Source organism: Pseudoalteromonas ostreae, from assembly GCF_018069805.1.
GTDB lineage: Bacteria > Pseudomonadota > Gammaproteobacteria > Enterobacterales > Alteromonadaceae > Pseudoalteromonas > Pseudoalteromonas ostreae.
Map to the genome: position 1 here is coordinate 87,754 of NZ_JAGPYN010000016.1, position 19,088 is coordinate 106,841.

The 19,088-nt window shown below is 40.2% G+C and carries 15 protein-coding genes and 2 tRNA genes; 11 read left to right on the forward strand and 6 right to left on the reverse strand.

Going from position 1 to position 19,088, the window contains the following annotated elements; translation table 11 throughout:
* Positions 1-210: 210 nt before the first annotated feature.
* Together lptF and lptG are read left to right on the forward strand one after the other, a co-directional pair.
* A complete protein-coding gene (lptF, locus tag J7338_RS14045) occupies positions 211-1,323 on the forward strand; it encodes an LPS export ABC transporter permease LptF (RefSeq protein ID WP_210797636.1) in 1,113 nt (370 codons plus the stop codon).
* Positions 1,320-2,387: an LPS export ABC transporter permease LptG gene (gene lptG, locus J7338_RS14050; protein WP_210797637.1), complete on the forward strand. Its 1,068-nt coding sequence runs from the start codon at positions 1,320-1,322 to the stop codon at positions 2,385-2,387. The genes lptF and lptG overlap by 4 nt, the downstream gene beginning before the upstream one ends.
* Positions 2,388-2,418: 31 nt before the next feature.
* Here the strand turns inward: lptG and J7338_RS14055 are convergent, their stop codons facing one another.
* The gene (locus tag J7338_RS14055; RefSeq protein WP_210797638.1) at positions 2,419-2,913 is read right to left on the reverse strand and encodes an RDD family protein; all 495 of its coding nucleotides are present in this window, start codon (positions 2,911-2,913) and stop codon (positions 2,419-2,421) included.
* A gap of 261 nt (positions 2,914-3,174) precedes the next feature.
* Here J7338_RS14055 and J7338_RS14060 point away from each other — a divergent pair.
* Both J7338_RS14060 and J7338_RS14065 read left to right on the forward strand, forming a co-directional pair.
* Positions 3,175-3,259: transfer RNA gene (locus J7338_RS14060), tRNA-Leu, on the forward strand.
* A gap of 542 nt (positions 3,260-3,801) precedes the next feature.
* Positions 3,802-5,049 carry a DEAD/DEAH box helicase gene (locus tag J7338_RS14065; protein WP_210797639.1) on the forward strand — a complete coding sequence of 416 codons (1,248 nt, stop codon included), beginning with the start codon at positions 3,802-3,804 and terminating at the stop codon, positions 5,047-5,049.
* A gap of 198 nt (positions 5,050-5,247) precedes the next feature.
* Here J7338_RS14065 and J7338_RS14070 read toward each other — a convergent pair whose 3' ends face one another.
* From J7338_RS14070 to J7338_RS14080, 3 genes are all read right to left on the reverse strand, one after another.
* Positions 5,248-5,916, reverse strand: a complete 669-nt coding sequence (locus J7338_RS14070; RefSeq protein WP_210797640.1) for a hypothetical protein — start codon at positions 5,914-5,916, stop codon at positions 5,248-5,250.
* A complete protein-coding gene (locus tag J7338_RS14075; RefSeq protein WP_084448042.1) occupies positions 5,913-6,527 on the reverse strand; it encodes a hypothetical protein in 615 nt (204 codons plus the stop codon). The genes J7338_RS14070 and J7338_RS14075 overlap by 4 nt, the downstream gene beginning before the upstream one ends.
* 123 nt (positions 6,528-6,650) lie before the next feature.
* On the reverse strand, positions 6,651-7,607 hold the full coding sequence (locus J7338_RS14080; RefSeq protein WP_210797641.1) for a methylenetetrahydrofolate reductase: 957 nt from the start codon (positions 7,605-7,607) through the stop codon (positions 6,651-6,653).
* A gap of 248 nt (positions 7,608-7,855) precedes the next feature.
* Here J7338_RS14080 and J7338_RS14085 point away from each other — a divergent pair, with 248 nt between their 5' ends.
* From J7338_RS14085 to J7338_RS14095, 3 genes are all read left to right on the forward strand, one after another.
* Positions 7,856-10,741 carry a M16 family metallopeptidase gene (locus J7338_RS14085; RefSeq protein ID WP_210797642.1) on the forward strand — a complete coding sequence of 962 codons (2,886 nt, stop codon included), beginning with the start codon at positions 7,856-7,858 and terminating at the stop codon, positions 10,739-10,741.
* Between the two features lie 194 nt (positions 10,742-10,935).
* The gene (gene cysE / locus J7338_RS14090) at positions 10,936-11,751 is read left to right on the forward strand and encodes a serine O-acetyltransferase (RefSeq protein ID WP_210797643.1); all 816 of its coding nucleotides are present in this window, start codon (positions 10,936-10,938) and stop codon (positions 11,749-11,751) included.
* Positions 11,752-11,780: 29 nt separating this feature from the next.
* Complete coding sequence (locus J7338_RS14095; RefSeq protein WP_210797644.1) at positions 11,781-12,452, forward strand: hypothetical protein; 672 nt, start codon at positions 11,781-11,783, stop codon at positions 12,450-12,452.
* Positions 12,453-12,458: 6 nt separating this feature from the next.
* Here J7338_RS14095 and xseA read toward each other — a convergent pair whose 3' ends face one another.
* Positions 12,459-13,793 carry an exodeoxyribonuclease VII large subunit gene (xseA, locus tag J7338_RS14100; protein ID WP_210797645.1) on the reverse strand — a complete coding sequence of 445 codons (1,335 nt, stop codon included), beginning with the start codon at positions 13,791-13,793 and terminating at the stop codon, positions 12,459-12,461.
* A 135-nt stretch (positions 13,794-13,928) separates the two neighbouring features.
* Between xseA and guaB the strand changes: the two genes are divergently transcribed.
* Together guaB and guaA are read left to right on the forward strand one after the other, a co-directional pair.
* Complete coding sequence (gene guaB, locus J7338_RS14105) at positions 13,929-15,398, forward strand: IMP dehydrogenase (RefSeq protein ID WP_210797646.1); 1,470 nt, start codon at positions 13,929-13,931, stop codon at positions 15,396-15,398.
* A 103-nt stretch (positions 15,399-15,501) separates the two neighbouring features.
* Positions 15,502-17,079, forward strand: coding sequence for a glutamine-hydrolyzing GMP synthase (guaA, locus tag J7338_RS14110; protein WP_210797647.1), 1,578 nt, complete (start codon positions 15,502-15,504; stop codon positions 17,077-17,079).
* A 142-nt stretch (positions 17,080-17,221) separates the two neighbouring features.
* On the opposite strand, the gene J7338_RS14115 is transcribed toward guaA, so the two are convergent.
* A complete protein-coding gene (locus J7338_RS14115; RefSeq protein WP_210797648.1) occupies positions 17,222-17,938 on the reverse strand; it encodes a type 1 glutamine amidotransferase in 717 nt (238 codons plus the stop codon).
* A 96-nt stretch (positions 17,939-18,034) separates the two neighbouring features.
* Between J7338_RS14115 and J7338_RS14120 the strand changes: the two genes are divergently transcribed.
* Both J7338_RS14120 and J7338_RS14125 read left to right on the forward strand, forming a co-directional pair.
* On the forward strand, positions 18,035-18,805 hold the full coding sequence (locus J7338_RS14120; RefSeq protein ID WP_210797649.1) for an AraC family transcriptional regulator: 771 nt from the start codon (positions 18,035-18,037) through the stop codon (positions 18,803-18,805).
* Positions 18,806-19,003: 198 nt separating this feature from the next.
* Positions 19,004-19,080: transfer RNA gene (locus J7338_RS14125), tRNA-Trp, on the forward strand.
* Positions 19,081-19,088 lie beyond the last annotated feature (8 nt).

Sequence of the window (19,088 nt, forward strand, 5' to 3'; positions counted from 1 at the left end):
ATCCAGACACTAGCTTAATACTAGCTTATAAACGTTGACTCATTATGTGTATTTGAACTTTATACTTTTGTAGCCATCAATACCACTAATGCGACAATATATCGAGTTGCTAGGTATAATATTTAATGTTGATGACATATAATAAAACCCTAAGTTTACTCAAATTTTCTTACTCTTGAAGTGAAACACTATGTTTAACAGGGGCGATCATTGCTAATTTTCCGTTATTTGACCACTGAAGTTTTAAAATCTCAGGCTGCTGTATTTGTAACTTTGATGACTATTTTTTTATCTCAAAATTTTGTGGTTCTGTTAGGTGAAGCTTCAGAGGGGGACATACCGGCTCAACTGTTACTGTCCGTTATTGCGCTTAGGTTGCCGCAACTAGCTTCACTCATTTTACCATTAAGCATTTTTTTAGGCATTATTTTGGCCTACAGCCGTATTTATGCGGACAGTGAAATGACGGTATTGAAAGCCTGTGGTGTGAGTGAGTGGTATGTTGTTCGAGTAACATTAATTTCGAGTACTGTATTGGCTATCTTTGCCACTGTTCTTACTTTTTACTTGGCGCCTTGGGCTAGTGAACAAGAATATCAGCTTGCAGAAGAAGCAAAAACAGATGCGGGTTTATCGACATTGAGAGCTGGCCGTTTTCAGCAAACAGACAATGAAAAAGCTGTTGTATTTATTCATAATATTGAAAATGGCGGTAAAGAGTTGCATAAAGTGTTTGTGGCACAGCTACCGAGCGACACTAAAGATAACTTAGCCCGTTTAGTTTATGCCGAGCGTGGTGTGGTTATTGAATCAGCTACGGGAGAGCAGCAATTGATTCTGAACGATGGCAAAAGATACGAAACCGATGGTTTAACAAAAGCATTAAACCTCACTGAATTTGATGGCTACAGCGTACAAATTCAAGATAAAGAAATAGAGCATAAACGGCGCCAATTAGAAGCAATTGCAACATCTGATTTACGGTTAATGGCAACGCCAGAGGCCGTTGCTCAATGGCAATGGCGAATCGCTGTGCCTTTATCAATTCCGTTGCTTACTCTACTTGCTGTACCTTTAAGTGTGGTTAATCCCCGTCAGGGTAAATTTGCTAAATTAGTGCCTGCAATTAGTTTGTATTTAGGCTATTTCATTTTATTGAATGCAGCTAAATTTGCTGTTGAAGATGGCAAAATACCGCCTTCAATTGGTTTATGGTGGATTCATTTAAGTGCTTTGTTTATTGGTGGTTTTTTAATAATTAAAGGGCGACCTTTAGGTAGTTGGGTGAAAGCGCTGCTCACTAAATGGAGAAAAGGCGCATGATGAAAACGCTTGATTGGTACTTAGGTCGCAGCATCTTGCAAACCACTGGTTTTACTTTGATGGTATTGGTGGGGATCAGTACTTTGATTAAATTTATTGACCAGCTAAGAATTGTAGGCCGAGGCAGTTATGATATCACTACTGCATTGCTTTATACCGTGTACAGTATGCCAGGCGATCTGGTAATATTTTTTCCTATGGCTGCGTTAATCGGGGGCCTAATGGGGCTGGGCGCACTCGCTTCAAGTAGTGAGTTAGTGGTTATGCAAGTGGCGGGAATGTCACGATTACAAATTATACTATCGGTGATGAAAACCGCTTTGTTTATGGCGCTTTGTATGATGGCATTAGGTGAGTGGGGCGCGCCAGAGACACAGCTTAAAGCTAAAGAAATGCGTAATCAAGCTATTCATGGTGGTGATGTATTTACTGCTCAGCAAGGTGTATGGGCTAAGGATGGTAATAACTTTATTAATATTGAAAATGTTGATCAGAATGGTGTATTACACAACTTAAATATGTATCAATTTGACAAGTCATTGCAGTTAACTCAAATAACCAGAGCACGCGAAGCTGTGGGACGCGAAAATGGTTGGCTATTGCGTAATGTAAATAAAGTGATATTGGGTACGGAAATTATTACTACGCAGCAGGTAAAAGAAGAGTTTTATGATTCACAGTTAACTGCTGAAAAATTGGGTGTGGTATCGGTAAAACCAGAGGCGCTTTCTTTCACAGGACTTTGGTCGTATTTAGGTTATTTAAAGCAAAATGAGCAAGATACCAGCACCTATGAGCTGGCTTTATGGCGTAAAATTATGCAGCCAGTATCGATTGCGGTGATGCTATTAGTGGCACTCTCGTTTATATTTGGACCATTACGTACGGTAACTATGGGCGCACGAATTATAATGGGTGTCATCACGGGGATTACTTTTTATCTAAGCAATCAGATATTTGGGCCTGTAGTTTTGGTATATCAGATCCCTGCGATTATTGGCGCTATTCTACCAAGCTTACTTTTCACTGGTTTTGCGATTTACTTACTCAATAGGCGAAACTGATTCGAGGAGCTAGAAGCGTAGCTCCTTCTTGTTAATCTAAAGAGCGGTAAATTCGTTTATTTTCTTCTTTTGTTAGCGCAACAACCTCGGTTTTAGAGAGGTAATCTTGCAATGCTCGTTTGTTCTTAAAATCAACTAATACTACTAAATTCCCCAGACCAAGCAATGCTGTCATACTGCGAATAATTGCTTGTGACCAACTGATCAGATCGCCATTACGCGTTTGCACTTTTAAACGCCATGCACGCATACCAATGGTTTGCCCGCTCTTAGTCCAAAAATAAGCAAAAAATACAATATTTACACCAACAAATAAGACACTGCGAATACCATAAAGTAACGGGGAGTCTTGTATAAAAGCGGCAGGATCTTCAGTTTGTGGTATCAGATCGAACGCGATTACGCCTTGAATGACCGCAAAGTATAGTATGGCAGTCAACATAGATAATGAAATAACGACTAAAGAATCGTAAATTAAAGAAGCAAAGCGACGCCAAAAGCTCGCACGCGGAAATTCAGCAGACATAAACAAACCTACAAAGTTAATATGCGCGCTAGTTTAGCAAATAGCGAGACAAATACTAGCTACACCGCTAGCTGCTTTTATGCGTGAATGTTAATGGTTGCTCAATTGTTAAGCGGTTGATCGTGGTTTTGTAAAAAATGCTTGCTGCTCACCTTATTCTTTGTATAATGCTTGCCATAGAGACGAAGACGGTTTGATAAGTCCCAGCTCTAAAGTGGTTTTTCTTTATCTTCTCATGTTAGAAGGTTAAAGAAAAATGATGCCAGCGTGATGAAATTGGTATACATGGGGGATTCAAAATCCCCTGCCGAAAGGCGTGCCGGTTCAAGTCCGGCCGCTGGTACCACTTTTAATAGCCCTTGCTTTTTAGCAAGGGTTTTTTTATGTCTTAAGAAAGGGAAATCGAGCGCCACGAGCTGCGGCATTGTTATGAGTGCCCGCTGGGTGAGAGTAGATAGAGACGAAGTTTTAGTGTTGCTCGAAGTAAGTACATGGATGAATTATGCATTTAGGTGTAAAAGTAAAAAGGTCTTTTCCATGATTATTCCGCGTGTATTAAAAGTAACCATTACAATATGCTTTGTATATTAAAATATAATGACGCTACTTAAGTGAAAATCTTAATCATGAAGGGGAGTTACATGAGGAAAGGTACAAAAAGTTGTGTCGCTTAAACGGTGTAATGAAATTATCGGTACTTAAAGGTCAAGCATCGATATAGGATGAAGGCGAGAATCAAACTTACTTTCTATTAGTGGTGTAATCACCAACAAAAAGCTGCTTTACTGCTAGCTTACACGGTTTAAAAAGGAAGGTGCGCAAGCGCCTTTTTTGTTGCTCATTTTGTGCGTACAATAGCGCCATTATTAGTTATTTCAAGTTTATGCTATGTCTGCTGCAACCTTTAATGATCTTCACCTCGACCCTTTACTGCTTAAAGCGCTTGAGCTAAATGAATATCAAACGCCTACGGCTATTCAACTACAAACAATTCCATTAATTTTAGCCGGTCACGATGTGATGGGCAGTGCGCAAACGGGCACAGGTAAAACAGCGGCATTTGTGCTGCCATTACTGCATAAACTGTTAACCACTAACAAAAAAGATGAGCAGGGCACTGCACGGGTATTAATTTTAACGCCAACCCGAGAGCTTGCTCAGCAAGTGTTTGCCAGTTTTGAGAAATACGCACAAGGGTCTGATATTAAAGGCGCATTGGCATATGGTGGCGCAAGTATTGGACCTCAAGTAAAAGCAATGAAAGACGCGCAAGTTGTCGTAGCAACGCCAGGACGGTTACTTGATCACATCATCAAAGGCAGTATTAAATTATCAAGTGTTGATTCACTGGTGTTTGATGAAGCCGACCGTATGTTAGATATGGGCTTTATCGATGAAATTAGGCGTATCTTACGCCACGTGCCAAGCGATCGGCAGACCTTATTATTCTCAGCGACTTTTGATGACAGTGTGTTTGAACTGAGTAAAAAACTACTCAAAGATCCTAAATTAATTGAAGTTGATAAGCGCAATTCGGCCGCCGTTGAAGTCGAACAAGTTATTTATGCAGTAGATGAAGACCGTAAACGTGAACTCGTCTCACATATGATTGGCATGAAAAACTGGCGGCAAGTATTAATTTTTACCCGTACTAAACAAATGGCCGACAAGCTCGCCAAAGAAATGTGCAAAGATGGGCTTAAAACTGAGTCAATCCACGGCGATAAATCACAAGGTGCCCGTGATAGAGCGCTACAAAACTTTAAAGACGGCACAACTCGGGTGCTCGTCGCTACCGATGTTGCTGCCCGTGGTTTAGATATTGTTTCACTAAAATATGTAATTAATTTTGAGTTACCTTATATAGCTGAGGATTATGTACACCGCATAGGTCGTACAGGCCGAGCTGGCGAACAAGGCTTGGCGATGTCGTTAGTGAGTCTTGATGAGCAATGGCTATTAGAAGAAATTGAAGTGCTACTTGATACACGGCTAACGCCGCAGTGGTTAGCAGGTTATGAACCAGATCCAAATAAAAAGCCCAAAGATAATCGCAAAAACTCTAATAAGTCGCGAAAAGACCGTGATAAAAAACGTATTACAGGGCAAAGAGCACCAAGCAGACGACGTAAATAGAAGCTTTCAGTTTTTAGTTATCAGCTGTCAGTAAAGCTCTAGCACGGCGCTAAAACGAGCGCCGTAGCTTTATTGTTTTATATGCTAAATTCAGTAGTCAATAGTATTAATAATAAAGCGCGATATAACTTTACTAAGCTAGAGTGCCCTCTAAAAAGATAAATTTTTAAATTAAAATCGCAGCTAAAGGTTCTTACTTCAATTTAGTGTAGTTATTTCATATGGTTTATCTGCGGATTTTTTCGTAACCATAATAAGCTTAAACCCTTTACCAAATGCATCAATTACCTGCCAGTCAATACGAACTAATGCGTCTTGAACTTTATCAGCATTGAAATCGCCTGTGGCAACAACGTAGTAAAACATCTGATCTGTTTCTGTCTCAACCTTTATTGCTCCACTAATGTCCAATGATGTATTAAACTTTTTATGGTATTCACTTAGTGTTTTACCTCGCCTTTGGCTTTTATCATGTTTATTAACATAAGGGTAAGCTGTAGCAGGAAGATTGCTAATATCCTTTTTATCAAGAATTTCCTGTAAATAACTGACGTTTGAACTTTTAGCTTGGGAGTACTGTTTTAATGCGGCACAGTTCGCTTTCAACATCTGTAACAAATGAAATTCGCTCACTGCTATATCATCAGAAGCGGTTTCTTCTACTTGTTTACAGGTAGAAAAGTGTACATTCTTCTCTGAACGTAAAGTTAAATCATAATTTAATTTAATGCTCTGGTAATCCATCACAATTTCAGGTTCTAAACCTGTAAAATAATTAGTAAATAATTTAGGTTTTATTTCATTAGCAGATAATTTTGAGCAGCTAACACAGATAAATATCGATAATAATAATGATAAGTTTTTCACGGTGTCGTTACCTTTATGCTGTTAGCCGCAGATAGCTTTGCTCTTACGTAGTTATTTCTTTCTGCGCTGAGTTGAGGACGATAGCTTTCTTTAGCTGCTTTAATCCAATCTCCAGTTTTGATTGCTTTATCAAACTCAGTAAACTTCGTGACAATTTTTACTGCACCTAAGTTAAAAATCATATCAAATAATGCGACTTGTATATTTTTGTCTAATTTATCAAAATCATCATAATAACCATTAGACTTTTTATATAGAGTAGAAAGCTCTCTGTAAAAAGAATCCATATGTTTGTCTAGTTGGCGTGTAATTTCTACATCTTTAATTATGAGTGTAGTAAATTGCTTATACCATTCAGCTTTATAATTTCTTTTTTGTTTAGCTATTGTTTCAAATTCTTTTTGCTTTTCTAGAGGAGTTGCAGGAGGACCCGGTTGATTGTTAACTACTTTATTCATTGGGAGCAGGGTTGCAGCTTGTTTGTTTTTTATCATATGACCTACGCCTGTGGTTACATAGCCCTGAGAGTCTAGATAAAAGTGATTAATTTTTTTCTCATATTTTATAATGTTTTTAATTACTTCTGCTTTCACTTGTGGATTTAATGGCATTTAAAATTCCTTTTAATAGTATTACCTAATTAGCATACAAGAATACTTAAAATTACCTAAAAAAACAACAATCATGAACACTAGTTCACTTAAAAATAATGGGCAGGCTCAAGTTTAACTCTATTAAGCAATCTGTTTTTCAGCAAGATTTAATTCCATTGTCGCTTTTAATAAGCGGTAAAGATTAATTGATGCATCAATTTCTTCTTTACGGTTGGTTAAACTTTCAATATTTAACCCCAGTGGCACGTCTAAATGCGCGCAACTTCTTAGTATTAAATCTAAGTTTTCACGGCAAATACGTACAGATTCACTCAGTGAGTTTTGCGAATCAAGCATCCGCCATTTAGTTGCATCAGGTACGGAAATTCCTAACCATTGCATAAACTCAAGTGTTTTTTCACTGCCACACGGTGTAAACGTTAAGATGATACGGTTTGGTTTAATCCCCTGTGCTTTGCAGCTACGTGCGTAACTGGTGATCAAATCAATAGTCGCTTGGGCGTTGTATACTGCTTGTGAGATGAAAAATTGACAGCCTTGTCTGGTTTTTTCAAGTAGACGTTCATGTTCGTTACGTTTACTTGCGTGGCGCTCAGCAATAGTCACACCACCTAAAAAGAAGCTATCAGATTGTTGCTCTAATACTTTATAGGCATTCGGTAAACTTAACTTTATATCACCGGCTGATGATGGGCTGCCAACTAGCACTAAGTTCTTTAAGTCATAATCGTTTTTAGTTTCGTCTAACCACTGTTTAAACTCCGCTTCGCCGCGCTGAGCAACACTTTTATAAGTGATCACATCTTGTGCCGATAAATTGCGTAAAAGGTGACTGTATTCTCTTGGGTCAACAGTCTGCTTGAAAGGAAAAGGGCGCGGCTTATCTGTACGGCTACTTTCATCTTGAATATCGTAAATAATCACACCATCGTATTCAATTTCATGCAAACGAGCTAAGAGCTTTTGAGCGATAGTTTCAAGTTGCGCTTTATCAGTACTAATACGTGGCGGGGTGGTACCAATTAAGTAAACACCTTGATTGGTGTCTTCAATTTTCTGTTGTAGTGATAAAGCCATAATCCTCATTCCAGCCAATTAACTTTCTATGTCAGCTAATATAGCAGCCATTTAGACGTCTAGATAGATTTTTTTAATGAAACTTTCTCAATGTGTATGAATTTATCTCATGTTTAATCTGGTTTTAGGTACGGAAAATACACAACTGTTTACATAAATCATTGGCCAAGGGCTCTTATATTGACTTGCTTTGTTGCATAATCGAATGTCTAAAAACAAGAAATTTATTCAACTAACAAGGGATAGCAATGAAATTTAAATTATTAGCAACCAGCCTTGCGGTAACGCTTGCACTGGGCGGCTGTGCAAGTAACAGCGGCTCAAACATGGTCAAAGAGGTTGAGATTGAACAGTCAACAGTTGCCAGCAGTAATGATCGGGTGTTCTCACAAGATTATTTATTAGAAGAGCTTGATAACGGTTTACGCGTTATGGTGGTGAAAACTGATTACCCAGATGTGGTTTCATTACAAATTCCTGTGTCTGTTGGCTCACGTAACGAAGTCGAAGCGGGCAAAACTGGTTTTGCGCACTTTTTTGAACACATGATGTTTAAAGGTTCTGAAAAATTCCCGCAAGATGTGTATTCAGACATCCTGAAAAATTCAGGTGTAGATAACCATGCTTACACTACCAATGATTACACTAACTATCACTTAAATTTTTCAAAGCAACATCTTGATAAAGTACTTGAGATTGAAGCGGATATTTTTCAAAACCTCACTTACTCAGAAGAACAATTTCGTACTGAGGCATTAACAGTTAAAGGCGAGTACCTTAAGAATAATGCCAGCCCAGTACGAAAGTTACTTTCTGCAGTACGCAATGAAGCATTTGAAAAACACACTTATAAGCATACCACCATGGGCTTTTTTGAAGATATTGAAGCCATGCCGGATCAAATGGCATACGGTAAAGAGTTTTTTGAAAAGTTCTATAAACCTGAATATGTATCGCTAGTAATTGTCGGTGATGTCGATCCGCAAGCAACCATGGCAATGGTTAAAAAGTATTGGGGTAAGTGGCAAAAAGGCGATTATATTGCTGATATTCCAACCGAACCAAAACAGCAAGCGGCGAAATATATACATGAGCAAAACGAAGGCTTGCCAGGGCATTGGTTATTAGTCTCGTATAAAGGCACAGCTTGGCAGCCAAAGCAAAAAGATAGAGCCGCGCTTGATTTACTGTCACAGCTTTATTTTTCTAACAACTCAGATTTATACCAAGAGTTAGTAGTCGATAAACAAATCGCCAGCCAAATGTTTACCTACAACCCAGATACAAAAGATCCGGGTTTACTGCATGTATTTGTAAAAGTTGAAAATGAGGCCGATTTAGCGGTTGCTCGTGATGCAATTAATAGCACCTACGCAAAAGCTCGCACAGAGTTGGTTGATAGCCAAAAGTTAGCCGATTTAAAGTCAAATTTAAAATATAGCTTTATTAACGGCTTAGATTCATCACAAGCAATAGCTTCAACCCTTGCCAGTTATATGCATTTTGAGCGCGATCCAGAAGTCGTCAATCAGTTATATGCAACGTCAGATAGCATCACCGCGCAAGATATTAAAGACATTGCTAATAAGTATTTTGTAGACAGTGGTCGTACTACTGTGACTATGTCTGCACTGGATAAAGTGGCTGGTTTTGAGCAAGACGTTGATTTAAACAGGCTCGTTACTAGCAAGCAAACAGTGCAACAGCGTCACTTTAAAGTGCTAGATAAAACCAATAGTTCGCCATTGATTGATATTAACTGGTTATTCCATACCGGTGCTGCGGCTGATCCTAAAGGTCAAAAAGGCGTAGCGGCACTTACTGCGGCCATGCTTGCGCAAGGTGGTTCGCAGGCGAAGAGCTACAACGACATTAAACAGGCACTTTATCCCCTGGCTGGTAGTTTTGGTTATCAGATAGATAAAGAAATGATTTCGCTGCAAGGGCGGGTACATAAAGATAACGCTGCAACATGGTATGCACTGGTTAGTGAGCAGTTACTAAACCCAGGCTTTAGAGAAGATGACTTTAAACGCCTGAAGAAAGAACTCATCGACGGCATAAAGTCAGACTTAAAAGCCTCAAATGACGAAGAGCTAGGTAAAGAAGTGCTTTATCATAAGCTGTATCAAGGTCATCCTTATGAGAGCTATAACTATGGTGATTTATCTGATTTAGAAGCATTAACCCTTGATGACGTGAAAGCGTTTTATGCGAAAGAATTTACTCAAGCTAAACTTACAGTGGGTTTAATCGGCGCAGTGCCAGAGGCTCTTAAAACCATCATGTTTAGCGATTTAAGTGCTTTGCCTAAAGGTCAGCAAAGTCGTTTATTGATCCCTGATGCGCCAGTGCTTAAAGGTCACCATGCAACGATAGTAGAAAAGTCAGCACAGTCAACTGCGGTATCATTTGGTTTCCCAATTGATACCATTCGTAGCAGTGAAGATTGGACAGCACTGTGGTTAGTACGTTCATACTTTGGTGAGCATCGCAGTTCAAATGCATACCTTTATGAACGTATTCGTCAAACACGTGGTATGAACTACGGTGATTACGCGTATATTGAGTATTTCCCACGGGGTATGTTTCAAACTAAACCTGATGCCAACTTAGGTCGTTCAGAGCAAATCTTCCAAGTCTGGTTACGACCACTGCGTTCAAACAACGATGCGCACTTTGCAACGCGTACAGCGCTGTTTGAACTTGATAAACTGATCAAAAACGGTATGACTGAAAAAGATTTTAACGCAACGCGTAACTTCTTAATTAACTTTGTGCCACAAATGGTCGCCAGTCAAAACCGTCAATTAGGGTATGCGCTAGATAGTGAGTTTTATAACACCGATACTTTCGTGAAGTATGTAACGAGCAAGCTTGAAAAGCTGACTTTAGCTGATGTTAATCGTGTAATTAAAGCGAACTTACAAACAGATAATATCCAGTATGTGTTTATCACTGGCGATGGCAAAGATATGCAAAAGCGCTTAGCGTCAGAGCAAACATCCCCTATGGTATATAACGCAGAGAAATCAGCTGAACTAGTTGCTGAAGATAAAGTAATCGCTGATTACAAGTTGTCTATCCCTGCGAAAAATATCGAAGTACTTGCTGTAGATAAGGTGTTTGAATAACGAACATTTAAATAACTTAGACGCTTAATTTAAATGCCCCAAATTTGGGGCGTTTTATTTTGTCTATAATAAAGTGAACTAGTAATTTAGTTATACCTAATAACTAGAACAAATAACCGCAGCGTTAACACATCTGACTTGAAATCCGTTAAACTGCATAAAAGCTTATTTTCGTATTAATTTAAGGTCGTCCTATGCGTCATGAAATTTGGCAACAGCTTCGCACCGAAGCAAATGAAGTCGTTACCCGTGAACCTCTGTTAGCAAGTCATGTGTATTCATGCATTTTAAATCATGAGTGTTTGGGGTCTGCATTGAGCTTTATTGTTGCTAATAAGTTGGCAGACGCAGTGGTATCTGCATTTACCATTCGTGAGTTATTTGATCAGGCGTTTGTGGAATGTGATCGTATGTTGACTCATGTCGCCCATGATATAAAAGCCGTTAAAGATCGTGATCCCGCTGCCGATACATATTTAACAGTGATCTTAAATTTAAAAGGTTTCCATGCAATTCAAGCACATCGACTCGCCCATTGCTTATGGTTACAAAACCGTAAAGAACTCGCTCGCTTTATTCAAAGCCGCACCTCAGAAGTATTTGGCGTTGATATCCATCCTGCTTGTAAAGTCGGCCATGGTATTATGTTTGACCATGCAACTGGTATAGTCATTGGAGAAACCGCTGTTATTGAAGATAACGTCTCTATTTTGCAATCAGTCACCTTAGGTGGTACTGGTAATGAAAAAGGTGATCGTCATCCCAAAATTCGTGCCGGGGTATTGATTGGCGCTGGGGCAAAAGTATTGGGTAATATTGAAGTTGGGGAGGGCGCCCGAATTGGCGCAGGCTCAGTGGTATTGAGCGCCGTGCCACCACATACTACGGTAGTTGGCGTGCCAGCCAAAATAGTGGGTAAACCGAGCTGTCCCTGTCCAGCGCAAAGCATGAATCAAAACTTTTTAGAAGTTGAAGCTGTAAATGAATCACACACCAGTGCAATGCTATAAATCAGAATTAGCCATAAATGGAATTATAAATGAGTAATAATGGTTTGTTTTCTCGTATGCTGGCGTTTACTGTTGGTGTGGTTTTAACTTGGGGTTACTTTCACTTTGCCTCAAGCAAGACAACACCTGTTCATACACTATCAATACACGAGCTTGAGCAGCAACGCGATATAATGGAGATGGACGTTGAAACAGCTGTTGCGAATCAAGCAGCAAATTTTGCACAAGCGATTGATAGCAAAAAAATGGCCATTGCGTCACAACAGCAAACGGCAGAAGAGCAACCGCTTGAGCAACAAGTGCAACAGCTCAAGCGTGAGTTACTGCAACAGCAAAAATTAGTAAAAGCTTACCAACAACAATTACAAGCACCGTCCGATTTTGAACAAGCTTTGCTAGACAAGTTTACTGAGCAAAGTCGCAATGAAGAGTGGGCTTATCGTACCGAAACTGCCATGAAAGACTTTTTACAGATTGCTGATCTTGGCATCACCCCTGAGTTGGTTAGTGCGCAGTGTAAAAGTTCGGTATGTAAATTTGAACTTGCAGCGCCAAAGGATGTAGATGATTTTGATCATACCCAATGGCGCGAACTCAATACTAAGTTGGTACAAGAAGACTTTTGGCAGCAATTTAAAGTCAGTACTTCAAAATCAAGCGATCGCGATTTTTCGTTATTATTAAGCACTCAGACAGAATAACGAGCTTCAGCTGACATGAGCTTGAATCACGCCATCAGCAAGCTCAGTTACAATTAAATCACCTTGAGTTACTTGCTTAATAGACTTAATCACTCGCCCTTGCTCATTTTTAGTGATGCTATAACCACGAGCGAGCACATTGAGCGGACTTACAGATTCTAATCGACTAGCCTGCATTGCGAGGGTATTTTGGGCACTGTGTAATTGCTGCTGCATGGTTTGCGTTAAACGCCCTTGCAGTTGCTGTAATTGATGACTTGCCTGAGTGATTTTGCGATCTGGCGAGCGCTGCATTAGTCGCGGCGTTAGATTATTTAAGCGGCGCTCATATTGATAGAGCCGCTGTTGTATTGCCTGCTGTAATGCTACGGTCAATTCATCTAAACGTTGCGTTTGCTGATTTAACTGATTACGCGGATGGCACAATGTTAAACGGTGCTCAAGTGCTGTTGCAATGCTTTGCTTTGCAGATAACTGATGTTTAAACGCATTGGCTAAGCGATTTAATTGTTGTTGGATTTGATTATAAAGTTCGCTGCTATTGGGGCTAACAAGCTCTGCAGCCGCGCTGGGCGTTGCGGCGCGCACATCGGCAACATAATCGCTAATGGTGGTATCAATTTCATGACCGACAGCACTGATAATTGGTAGCTTACTGGCAAAAATAGCGCGTGCCAGTAGTTCATGGTTAAAGCACCATAAATCTTCTAGTGATCCACCGCCGCGGCCTAAAATAATTACATCAACTTCATTGCGGGCATTCGCAATATTGATTTTATCAATTAATTGTAGGTGCGCATCTTTTCCTTGCACCATAGCAGGGTAGATCACCACTTCAAGTTGTGGAGCGCGGCGTTTTAGAACGGTCAAAATATCTTTGATAGCCGCTCCTGTGGCTGATGTAATAACACCAACACGATGCACAACCCCAGGCAATGTTTGTTTATGGGCGGAGCTAAATAAACCTTCGGCGGCTAAGCGCATTTTTAATTCATCAAACTGTTGCTTTAGTTGCCCTTCGCCAGCAGCTTCCATGTGTTCAACAATCAGCTGATAGTCACCACGGGGTTCATATAGCGATACTCGGGCTCGAACTGTCACTTGTGCGCCATTTTCAGGGCGATAGCGTTGGCCTCGATTGTTGCCTCGCCACATCGCCGCTTTTACTTGAGCGCGATCATCTTTGAGGGTGAAATACCAATGACCAGAGGCTGGTGTAATGAAATTTGATATTTCACCGGTTAAATTTAACGATGCGAATCCTTGTTCGAGTACGGTTCTTATTTCTCTATTTAACCTAGAAACGGTATAAATCGTTTGCTGCTGGGATGTTACGGCCATAAAGCGACTCTAAAAAGCGATGATGGGGGTATTTTATCATAAATAATTGTGAAATCTTATTTACTCGTGTCCACAACGCTGATAAAATTTGGCCGCAATTCCTTAAACAAGATCCACATGTGAGAAGTTGCCAAAATGCTTAGAATTGCTAAAGAAGCTCTTACCTTTGATGACGTACTTTTAGTACCCGGTCATTCTACTGTTTTGCCACATACGGCAAACATTTCAACTCGCTTAACGCGTGGTATCAAACTTAACTTGCCGCTAGTTTCAGCATCTATGGATACTGTTACCGAAGCACGCTTAGCGATTGCGCTAGCGCAAGAGGGCGGTTTAGGTTTTATCCACAAAAACATGACAATTGAAGAACAAGCCAAAAACGTACGTAAAGTTAAAACGTATGAAGCGGGTATCGTATCTTTCCCTGTTACTGTAACAGCGGATTTAACCATTGCAGATGCAATAGCGCTTGCAGAAGAAAAAGGCTTTTCAGGTTTTCCGGTAACGGACGCTGAAAACGGCCTTGTTGGTATTGTTACCAGCCGCGATATGCGTTTCGAAACCAAGCTTGAGCAACCGGTTTCAACAGTGATGACTAAAAAAGAAAAGTTAGTCACTGTAAAAGAAGGTGCTGCGCGTGATGAAATCTTAGGATTAATGCACGAACACCGTATCGAAAAAATCCTTGTTGTTGATGATGTGTTTAAATTAAAAGGCATGATCACAGTAAAAGATTATCAAAAAGCACAAGACAAACCACATGCATGTAAAGATGAGCAAGGTCGTTTACGTGTAGGTGCTGCCGTTGGTGTAGGTCCAGGTACTGATGAGCGTATTGCAGCATTAGTCGAAGCGGGCGTTGATGTATTACTAATTGATACCTCACATGGTCATTCTCAAGGTGTTATCGACCGTGTGGCTGCCACACGTCAAGCGTTCCCAGACTTACAAATTGTAGCGGGTAATGTTGCAACAGCTGAAGGTGCGATTGCGCTTGCAGACGCCGGTGCTGATGCAGTTAAAGTAGGAATTGGCCCAGGTTCAATCTGCACTACGCGTATTGTTACTGGTTGTGGTGTACCACAAATTACAGCTATCTCTGATGCTGTTGATGGCCTAAAAGGTCGTGATATTCCAGTGATTGCTGACGGTGGTATTCGTTTCTCAGGTGATATCGTAAAAGCACTTGTTGCTGGTGCATCATGTGTGATGGTTGGCTCAATGCTAGCGGGTACTGAAGAAGCGCCTGGTGAAGTCGAGCTTTACCAAGGCCGTTACTACAAGTCATACCGTGGTATGGGTTCACTCGGTGCGATGGATCAAAAAGAAGGTTCATCAGATCGCTATTTCCAAAAATCAAATCAAGCAGACAAACTTGTTCCTGAAGGTATTGAAGGTCGTGTGGCTTATAAAGGTCCAATCGCGACAATCATTCACCAACAAGTTGGCGGCCTGCGCAGCGCAATGGGCTTAACCGGTTGTGCCACGATTGAAGAATTAAACACTAAACCTCAGTTTGTACGTGTTACTTCAGCAGGTATGGGTGAGTCACATGTTCATGATGTGCAAATCACCAAAGAAGCACCTAACTACCGCTTAGGTTAATAGCTTCAAATCTATTAAAATTACTGGGCTAGCTTCGCTAGCCCTTATTTATTATAGTCATTCAGGTAACCTGAGTGCTAGTTCTTGACTAACGAGACCCTCAATGAGCAAAGACATTCACGATTCACGAATTCTTATTTTAGACTTTGGTTCGCAATACACGCAATTGATCGCCCGCCGTGTGCGAGAAATTGGTGTTTACTGTGAACTGTGGGCATGGGACGTAACGGAAGAGCAGATCCGTGAGTTCAATCCACAAGGTATCATTCTATCTGGTGGCCCTGAGTCAACAACCTTAGAAAACAGCCCGCGTGCCCCTGAGTATGTATTCAATGCAGGCGTACCTGTACTTGGTATTTGTTACGGCATGCAAACAATGGCTACTCAGCTTGGCGGCAGCGTTCATAGCTCTGATAAGAAAGAGTTTGGTTACGCGCAAGTTGAAAAAGTCGGTAACTGTGCATTATTTGACGCTATTGAAGATCATATTACTGATGGTGGCAATGGCATTTTAGACGTGTGGATGAGCCACGGCGATAAAGTAATGGAAATTCCAGATACCTTCAAAACCACTGCTAAAACATCTACTTGCCCACATGCGGCAATGTCTAATGAAGAAAAACGTTTTTACGGCGTACAATTCCATCCAGAAGTAACCCACACCCATCAAGGCCAACGTTTACTAGAACGCTTTGCGATTGATATTTGTGGTTGTGAAAAGCTGTGGACTGCTGCAAAAATCATTGATGACGCCATAGAGCGCATTAAAGATACTGTGGGTGATGACGAAGTAATCTTAGGTTTATCTGGTGGTGTAGATTCATCAGTGGTGGCTATGCTTATTCACCGCGCGATTGGCAACCGTTTAACCTGTGTATTTGTTGATAACGGTTTACTGCGTCTAAATGAAGGTCAGCAAGTAATGGATATGTTTGGCAATAAGTTTGGCCTAAACATTATCAAAGTGGATGCCGAGGAATTATTCTTAGCGGATCTTGCTGGCAAATCAGACCCTGAAGACAAGCGTAAAGCGATTGGCCATACATTTATTAAGGTATTTGATAGCGAATCTAAAAAGCTTAAAAATGCGAAATGGTTAGGTCAAGGTACTATCTACCCAGATGTTATCGAGTCAGCAGCGTCTGCAACGGGTAAAGCGCATGTGATCAAGTCTCACCATAATGTGGGCGGCTTACCAGATGACATGGAAATGGGCTTAGTTGAGCCACTGCGTGAATTATTTAAAGATGAAGTACGTAAAATTGGTTTAGAGCTCGGTTTACCGTACGACATGCTTTATCGTCACCCGTTCCCTGGGCCTGGTCTAGGTGTGCGCGTACTTGGCGAAATCAAAAAAGAGTACTGTGACTTATTGCGCCGTGCTGACGCTATCTTCATCGAAGAACTACACAAAGCCGAGCTTTACCATAAAGTAAGCCAAGCGTTCACGGTATTCTTACCGGTGAAGTCTGTAGGCGTTATGGGTGATGCACGTAAGTATGATTGGGTTGTAAGTCTTCGTTGTGTAGAAACTATCGACTTTATGACTGCACGTTGGTCACATTTACCGTATGAGTTCTTAGGTCTGGTTTCAAACCGCATCATTAATGAAATCGACGGTATCTCACGCGTTGTTTACGATATTTCAGGAAAACCACCTGCGACAATCGAGTGGGAATAATTTTTCGGCCTGAAACGTCTGGCACTAACAGGCATTAAATCTTAATTAAGTCCGCGTAATTGCGGACTTTTTTATCATCAAATGGATTTTAGCATACTCAGGTTGATTACTAGCGATGTCATAGAAGGAAAAAAATCATTGTTCAACATTTTGATTTATAAAAACTTTCCAGTTTGTCTAAAAAACCATGTAATAGCTGATTCATTTTGTCATAGTCATGATTAAGTAAAACGCTAGGTTCATCGACAAATCGATATTTTTTAGCTTCGCTAAGATCACTGTTTTCAATGAGTAATGCTACGACATTTTTAGTTAGCTCCAGATGACACTGAAATCCAAACACTAAATCACTATAAGCAACAATTTGCCTTGGGCATCCTTCACTATAAGCAATAATTTTAGCGTCAGTAGTTAGCCCTGGCATGTCATTATGCCAATGACCCACTGCTAAGGTTTTACCTAAATGGTTAAATAATGGATGTATTAGCCCTGTATCAGTTAGCGTTATCGAAAACTTCCCAATCTCACGCTCTGGGCTATGTTCATATTTTGCCCCTAACGCTTCACCAATCAGTTGTGAACCTAGACAAATGCCAAGTACAGCTTTTTTTGCATTAATTGCTTTTGAAATAATGGCCTGTTCGCTTTTTGCATCGAAGTGTACACATTGTTCAATTGTTGTTGTTGGATCTTGAGGTCCTCCCATTACAATCAGAAAATCAATATCTTCAATATGTTGAGGGAGAGGTTCTTTTAGATATACTCGCGAGTAAGTAATTGTATGATTACGTTTTTTTGCCCAAGATTCATAGGCTCCAGGGGCTTCGAAATGTTCATGGACAATAAAGTGAATATGCATCTTTCTACCTTTTGATTAATCGGTTTTTGATGTTATATCAAATCCACGTGGCGTGATTTATACTAACTGACGTTTAATGTAGATAAGTCGCCAATTATGCAAGCTAATAATCTCATCCGAGACTTTCCTAATCAACAACTCATAACTAAAACAATTAACATGGTGTCTGGTTATATTGATGATTTTCATTCACACCCATGGCACCAAATAGTATTTCCATTGAAAGGATTACTGCAATCTAATCTTGGAGATAAAAGTGGAATCGTCCCTCATAATGGGATGCTTTACATACCCGCAAATACAGTTCATAAATCCATTGCTGTAACAGATACGCAATTTTTGGCGATTTACCTCAATCCTAACCTGTATGTTCAGTATGGAGGTGAGGCGAAATCATGCCAAATAAATTCTTTCATGAAAGAGTTAATACTGCTTTTATTTGAGAGCAATTCACTATCTCAATCAGAAGCTAATATCACGCATTTGTTAATCGTATTGAGAGATCAAATCGAGGTAGCAAACAGCTATGAAATACCTCTACTTATTCCTACGGATAAACGCCTTTTATCTGTTTTTTTACAGCTTAAACAGCACCCAGATTTGCCTTTCACATTGAAGCAATGGGCAACAAAAGTCGGGGCGTCTGAGCGTACGTTATCTCGGCTATGCGCGAAAGAGTTTTCTCAATCATTTTCGCTGTGGCGGCAAAATATAAGGCTCGTTTTATCTTTGCAGTTATTAGACTCGAAAATGAGCATACAGGAAATTGCTATCGAATTGGGGTACACGTCAGATTCCGCTTATGTACAGGCTTTTAAGAAGTTGTTCAACCAAACACCAAGAAAATACTCTGCAGCCAATTTATAGAATACAAATGCAAATTTGCTGATGTAAAGAAGCCAAATAACATCTCTTTTCATTCAAATATTGTTAGGGCAAGCGCGTTATAAAAATATTGAGTAGCATGTAAATTCATCGTTTTGCTTATTTAAGAGGCAGTTAAACTAAAAAAATGATTTTTTTCTTTACCTTTAGCGAAAGGTCTCTATAATTCGTCGTCATTGCAGGGGCGTAGTTCCAATTGGTAGAACAGCGGTCTCCAAAACCGATGGTTGGGAGTTCGAGTCTCTCCGCCCCTGCCACTTCTTCT